General features: G+C 30.1%; 3 protein-coding genes. All 3 read left to right on the forward strand.

The annotated features are described in order from the left end of the window. Positions 1-252 (forward strand): hypothetical protein (locus DBT49_RS09720; protein ID WP_286048964.1); only part of this gene is annotated, 252 nt, incomplete at its 5' end. A gap of 5,167 nt (positions 253-5,419) precedes the next feature. Continuing rightward, positions 5,420-6,955, forward strand: a complete 1,536-nt coding sequence (locus DBT49_RS09725; RefSeq protein ID WP_102695261.1) for a helix-turn-helix domain-containing protein — start codon at positions 5,420-5,422, stop codon at positions 6,953-6,955. 258 nt (positions 6,956-7,213) lie between these two features. Beyond that, positions 7,214-7,678 (forward strand): hypothetical protein, encoded by a 465-nt coding sequence (locus DBT49_RS09730; protein ID WP_101560579.1) that lies wholly within the window; start codon positions 7,214-7,216, stop codon positions 7,676-7,678. The last annotated feature ends 90 nt before the right edge of the window (positions 7,679-7,768 follow it).

Here is a 7,768-nt window from a genome sequence, read left to right on the forward strand (position 1 = left end):
TTGAAAGCAATATCAAAAAAATGTAGGCGAATATTTTTGAAGAACTATTTCAACAAGAATAAAAAAATTGTCGATGTTTTTTTGCCGGTCTTACAAAAAATATTTACAAGATTGGAAAAAAATCTTGATAGAAAAACTTATCGTGAAGAATTTTTTCAAGGAAAAGAAGACGAGAAATTTTTTTCTCATGAATTAGATATGAATCAATATTTTGAACAAATTAAATATGTTTATCGAAATAATTTGAAATAATAAATTTGAGAAAGAAAATAAGGAACGGGTAAAATGAAATCTTGTTAGGGAAATCCCTGAACCCAAGTCGAAAAATAATGAGTTTAAATAAAATTTTCAGAACTCATTTGCCGTTATTATTAAGTCATAAATCATGTAGTTGTGGAATAAAGAAAAGATTGAAATTTGTAAAAAATTGACTAAATATGCTTTAAAAAACTGTACTACTTTTTAAAGCATATTGTCCTACAAATAAAAATTTAGCTATTAAAACATTGTTATATCAGCATTTTGAAGTTGCCAAAAGTAGGACAAAATTTTGAAATTGCTATCACTTGTCATACTTCTGAAATCGACAAAAATATAAGGAAATTGCCTAAAATTTACTGAATAATCTGTATGTATTTAATACAGAAAACGTATCTGTTTAGTACTTAATTTGTATGTAATAAGCGCGTATAAATTTATGTATAGTATTGTTATATCAAGCTTTCTGTGTATGTATAAAGACTGTATATTTTTGAAAAATCGCTATCACTTGTCTGTATAAATTATGTAAAAAAGAATCCCTTTGGCTCAGCCAAAGTAAGCAAAATCTAGGTGCTTTAGTACCAGCTTTTGCTATCAAGGATTCCTTATGCTCTTTCAATATTTCAAGCAACTTCCTAACTAAATTTCTTTTTCGCTATGAAATTTATAACAATATTGACTTAGTAAAAAAGATTTTCTAATAAAAAAGCACGGAAATTTTCCGTACTTCTGTAAAGTATTCCTATATTTCGAACTTAGTTTCGCTATAGGAGAAAAAAACCGATGAATGAGAGCACCAGTGACTCTATGTAGAAAAAAGATTTTTATAAGACACTAAAACCATTGTAGCATATTTTATCTTGAATTATCATGTTATACTAATCAAGTCGTCTCTGACGCAAATTTATTTGCGAAAGGGGTGATTCACATGATCTACTTCTTTGAGCTCTTACTTGCCGTTACGGCAAATGTAATAAGCTACTACATTTGCAAATGGCTAGACGGCGAGGACAAATAGACGACTAGCCTTGAGCGTTGGTCACGCAAAAAAAGCCCCACGTTGGTTCAGAACGTGGGGCTTTTTGGTGATCACATGATCTACCTCTTTGTAGTTTTAGTATACCATAATTCAGTTATTTATTGCATGGTTTGGATTAGAAAAGCACGCAAAAAACGCCACGTTGGTTCAGAACGTGGCGTTTTGGTGTTCTCTTAAAAAATATTATAACACAACCCCAATTTAGTTATTACCTTGAAAAAAAGCACGGAGAAATTCCGTGCCTATATCCTCATACGGTCTCTATGTCTTTGTTGGCATGAGGAAGAGAGATTGGGCTGATCGGTAGGGAGTGCCCAATCAATCTAAGAGAAAGTAGTAAAAAACTACTAACTCTAATTATAAGCAAATGGTTACCAGAAATGGAAGATTTTTTGAAAACACAAATAAATTTTAGCGAAAAAATTATTCTAATTGAGTAAGGACTCAGTTTTAGCTATAAAACAAAACAACGTCGAGAAAAGACGTTGTTTTGTAGGATTGTTTATGTTAAGTAAAAACATTATACCCCGTTGCAGATTCAAAAACAAATCTTTAGAGTTTGGATGAGTCGGGAGTACAGTCAATATATATATTTAAATCTTGTTAGAGAAATTCTCTAACACATGGTCAAATGAACTTATTTTTTATTCATAAAGACTTTTCGCTGTCAAAAATTTAAAAGAAATAAGGATCAAAGAATTTTCTGTCTTAAAAATAATTTTTAGCAAAGTATTTCAAGAAGACCAAAATTTTTATCTAAAAGAAAGTTTCGGAATATATAAAAGCGTTAAAAGAAAAATAAAGGCATGGAAAATTTCTAAAGACGCAACAATAAAAATCGTTACATGAAGTTCAACAAGAGATGAATCAAATAAAAAAGAAAATGAAGAATTAAAAATACGACAAAAGAAATTGCAGATCTCTTAGGAATTAATCGAGAAAAATATCTTGCCTAAACTAAAAAAGACTGGTAATAAAAAATAAAAAAATTAAAAGGTAAAGAAGAAAAACGGAAGTAAAAAATAAAATAATTTCTCTAGAACTGACACGCAATATTTTTTGAAAATGAGTATTATCAAAATATTATTTTAGATTTCGCCTTTTATAATTTAGAAGACTATCGAGAAAGTGAAAAATAAATAGAGAAACTCTATGAAAAAATAATCTACGTTTTATAAAGAGCTTATGGAGTTAGAAAATCAAGTAAGAGATTTTGCTGAAGGAAATTATTATTATGATTAGAAAGTTTAGTAAAAGGAATACAAGCGATTAAAATGCATATAATTATGGTTTTGGAAGCCACTTGTATATATCTATATATACAAGAATAAAAGCGCTTAAATCGCAAAAATACCACGATATAAGTCATTTTAAGAGCGCTTACTAAGAAAATCTTTATAATATAATAAGTGTGCGGAGTGTAAGAAGTTCGTTTAATATAGCAAACGCCTCTTTCCGGGATAGTAGCCACGTTAGGCAGTAGAACACGAAAAGGGAGAAAATTATGGTATACTCTTTGTAGTAATTTTTAATTACTTTCTCTAAAGACTGAGTCTTCCCGACAATGAGACTAGTCTCTCCTTTTTATCTCAAAGGGGAGGAAAAGCACGGAAATTTTCCGTGCTTTTCTGTTTCGGAACATAATAAAAAAAGAACTTTGTTATAGTAATTTTGAAGAGAGCTATTCGTGAGAAAACTAAAGTCCTATGTTGGTTTCAAACGTGGACTTTTTTACATTTAGCTAACCTTCTTGGAAACTAGGTACACATATTTTATCGAATTAGTTTATTTTTTTCGTAAAACGTCGATCTACCTTTATATTTCCCGATTTGAGAAAGATAATTTAAAATGTCACCATTCCACTTTTTTCTTTTAATAGTGAATAATCAAAATTTCTCATCCCATAACCTCTCCTTTATCCCTTAATTATGTAATTTTTAGGCGATAAATCAATTGTTGTACGATTATTAACTTGTTGTAAGAACAAGTTAATATAATAATAGTATGAGGGATAATAAGTTTGTCTAACCAATTCGTTCCAAAATATCGTAACAGGTTGAGGCTAGCAATTTGTTATAATAAATGAATAGAAGAGCTCTTATATGGGCAACGCAAAAAGGAATGGATGATTAGTCCATTCCTTTTTATCCAAAAAGAAGAATAATAAAAAGCACGGGAGAGCTATATTTTAACTTTTGCGCCGAATGTTAAAGTCCTTGCTTTGGAGTATCAGCGCATAAGAGGCAACTATAGCTTTCCCGCGTTTCTATATAGGATATATATTTGTCCCGCTAATAAGGGAGAAAGCTGGTGTATAGAACACCAGCAGAATGGAGCTAAAATAGTATTTTTATAAAATACTAAGTTAATTATACTATAACATAGTTTATTTAGTTATCGTATATAGTAAAACTTCCCGTACGCTAAGAAACATCTATATTTTGATTTTCGATGCTCAAATAATTTTGTAGAAGTTTACTTCCAGAAAAAAACACCCCTTAATTATAAGGGATGTTTTGAGGAAGATTTTATGAAAGGTTAAAAAATGATAATGATGTCTGCTGTAATATCAAATTATTTATCCCCATTACAGGCGGAATGCCTGTGACACCTATATTTCATAAAAGGAGTTTTAACCATTCAAATCTTATCAAGCTAATGCTTGCTATAAACCTCATAATGTCATCCTAGCAAATATATCTATTAAAATCTATAAATTATGAATAATATTAGAGAAATAAAAAAATTATTCATCTAAGATATTTTACTAATAAGAAAATTCTAAAAAATATAGGTGAGCGGACTTCATATAATTTATTGTTTAGTGTCTAGAGTATTTCATAAATAAAAAAGCACGGAAACTCCGCGCTCTTATCTCCATACAGAGTAAAAAAGTCCTTGTATAGTATGAGGAGTAATGACTGGGCTGGTCGGTAGGTAAGACCCAGTCTAAAAGAAAGTAGTATTATATAAATACTACATGTAGGGTAGCATAAACAAATTCTATAAGAAAGCGTTTTTTTTTTTTTTAAAATATACAATTTTAGCAAAAGCAATTAGCTAAATATATTATAAAAAATAAGAAATATAATAGTATCTGTGATAGACTATGCGTATAGCTTTGAGTGTGGTTCCTCTTTACTCGACCAACGCTCAAAGCTAGTCGTCCTGTTATAGAGACAGGCGAGTGAGAATTAAAAAGCCTACGCCTTAAATTATGGTGACCCCAATAAGTTGGACTTTATATATAGTGAGTTGGCCTTTGGCCAGCTCTTTTTTGTTGCTTACAGTTCTTGCTTATTTCTTGCCGACACATTTACTCAGAAATTTAAACTTGTCAATCGATAACTTCCTTTTTTCGCAATATAGTCTCCTACTAAATTCAGTTTAAATTCTAATGAATATTTAGACATAAAAATAACCCCCAAAAGTTGAATTCTTAGTCCAACTTTTGGGGGTCACTACAAATAGCGTGGGCTTTTTAGCTATCATGTTAGCTTGCTTTCATGTACACCTTTTACACAACTTACTCTTACAAACTAAGTAAGCGCGAAAGCTTTGTCTTTTCCTTGCTACTTAGTTTATCAGTATAAGGTCGAGGAGATGGACAAAGGAATTCCCTTTTCCTCTAAAGAACTCCCTGTACAAAAAAGAAAGTATTATTATAAAGGTACAAAAAAATAATAACATAAATTAAATTTGTAATAAACCTTTTTTAAGTCATAAATTATAATAGGTAATCGAGTGTTTAAATAATGTAAAATAACTGTATTGATAATATACGTCCCATATACCTATTTTACTCTTAAGAAACTTAAGAAAAGTATACCTTAGTAAACAGTGTTCAAATAATGTATAATAACTTCATTGATAATATACGTCCCATATACCTATTTTACTCTTAAGAAACTTAAGAAAAGTATACCTTAGTAAACAGTGTTCAAATAATGTATAATAACTTCATTGATAATATACGTCCCATATAGTCTATTCTTCCCCTTCTTTGCTTAAGAAGAGTATGGTTGTAGTGAGTGCCATAAATTAGCGTTATTATCTTATGAAGTATCAGTTATAGAAAATATTTAGTTAGTGTTATTTAAAATAAATGAGGTGAGAGTGGTGTCATATATTGAGAATCCAGGAAGCAATTATGATGAACTTATTTGGTATTTAACGACTAATTATGATGAGGTGGAGGGGGAGGATTTTTATCGATATATTTTTCCTAATAATCAAAAAACTGGAGAATATAATACTGATAAGAATCATTGGAAAGCAAATGCTGTTTATTTGTATCACGATGAAGATAATTCTGAAAAAACTTATCGAAGAAGAATTATGTTAGATGATACTTGGGAAGAAGATTTTGAAAATTATATTTATGATAATCATCATACTTTGTGTAGTGGCTTGTCTTATCGTGGAAAAGCTAATACTTTATTGAATGCTAGAGAGCTAAATGCAATTATTATTGATTTAGATAGTGTTAGTTTAAATGAATTAAAAAATCTAATTGACAGTTTTGATAATACTCCAGGCTATTTTGGAGCTATTCCTCGTCCAACTTTTCTTGTAACTAGTGGTACCGGGATACATATTTACTATGTACTTGATCAACCAGTCGATCTATTTCCTTATTTGAAACAGCAATTTAAGGAGTTGAAGTATGGTTTAACTTATAAAGCTTGGAATCCAACGATTACTTCAAAAGATGAGGTAGTTCAATATCAATCAATTGCTCAAGGCTTTCGAATGGTTGGATCAATTAATCCGAAGTATGGTGAAAATTTACATGTAAGAGCTTTTCAAGTAGGCGATAGGGTGTCTGTTGATTATTTAAATTCTTATGTAAAGGAAGAGCAAAGAGTTGATTTGGATAAGCTTTTTACACCAAGTAAAATGACTTTAGAAGAAGCACGATTACAATATCCGGATTGGTTTGAACGGAGGATTTTAAAAGGAGAAAATTTGCCAAAACGTTGGCAAATCAATCGAGCTGTTTATGATTGGTGGAAGAAACAATCTTTAGATATTGTGGGTGGACATCGATACTGGTATTTATATTTATTAGGAGTTTATGCGGTAAAATGTGGTATTAGTAAAGAAGAATTTTCGGAAGATTGTTGGGGAAAATATCCTGAATTAAAGCGAAAGCCTAATGGAACAGATATTTTTAAACCAGAAGATGTTGAAAGTGCAATCGAATCTTATGATCCATGTAATTTTATGTATTCAATTATTGAAATTGAACGTAAAAGTGGTTTACGAATTGAACGTAATCGTAGAAATTATCGAAAACAGAAAGAACATATTAAATTTATGAATGCTGTTCGAGATAATGTTTCTTATCCTGAAGGTGGATGGCAAAATAAGCAAGGAGCACCAACAAAGGAAAAAGAAGTTCGCGTTTTTATTAAAGAAGCTTCAAAAAAAAATAGTGTGAGTGAAATTGCTAAAGATTTAGGAGTGACTCGAGCCACTGTTTATAAGTATATAAATTCGGAAGAAGTAAAAAATGATCGAGGGTCGAATAAAGAAGATTTGGTGATTAGTTATATTAAAAAATATCCTAAAAAAAATGTAAGCGAAATTGCTAAACAATTAGGTATAAGTCGTACTACGGTATATAAATATAAAAAGAAATATGGTTTATAGAACAACTTTATAGGTATACTTAAGTATACCTATTGTTTTTAATATATGACTGATATACTGATATACTAAGGTTATTAGTATATTATTTTGTAAAATAGGTATACCTAAGTCTACTTGTTGTTCAAATATATTTTTTATATATTAAGGCCTTAGAATAAAAGAAGTAAACTAAGTCTACCTAAGTCTATCTAAATCTACATATACATAAATCTCTGATTTGTTTATATGCTAAAATATTTAGATTTACCAGGAGGAAGTATGTCAGGTAAAGTAGTTAGCTTTAAAATCAACGAAGAAAAGTATGCGATATTAAAAAAGGAAGCTGACGAAAAGGGGTTGTCGGTTGGCCAATATGTACGTCAAAAAATATTGGAAGAAGAAAAAGACGATGATGAAAGAGAATTTACGAACTTAGAGTTTAATTTAAAAAATGAGGAGATAACTCAAAAACTTATACAAGCTAAAGATGAGCAAATTTCTAGTTTAAATAAACAAGTCGATACTTTACAGGATCAGTTGAGTTCAGCTATGAAATCAGTGACTAAATTAGCGGATCAGCAACAACAGCTGACGTTAAGTTTACAAGAATCACTTTTTAAGATTGAGAAAGAGCCATTAAAGGATGATTATATGGCTGAAACTTCTGAAAATGCCTCAGAAAGCTCCTCAGTAAAGACTGAAAATGAAACTAAGAGCTTTTGGAGTCGTTTTTGGAGAAAATAATTTCGTGTAATTAAAGCTAGAAGGAGTTCTGTAGATATCTTGAAGTGTATTAACAAAGAGAAAAAGAATTTGGGCTAGAAGTAACTGACT

The organism is Aerococcus mictus, from assembly GCF_003286595.3.
Lineage (GTDB): Bacteria > Bacillota > Bacilli > Lactobacillales > Aerococcaceae > Aerococcus > Aerococcus mictus.

Bases quoted from the DNA above. Each gene is read 5' to 3' on its own strand.
- DBT49_RS09730 (WP_101560579.1), top strand. From the start codon at position 7,214: ATGTCAGGTAAAGTAGTTAGCTTTAAAATCAACGAAGAAAAGTATGCG.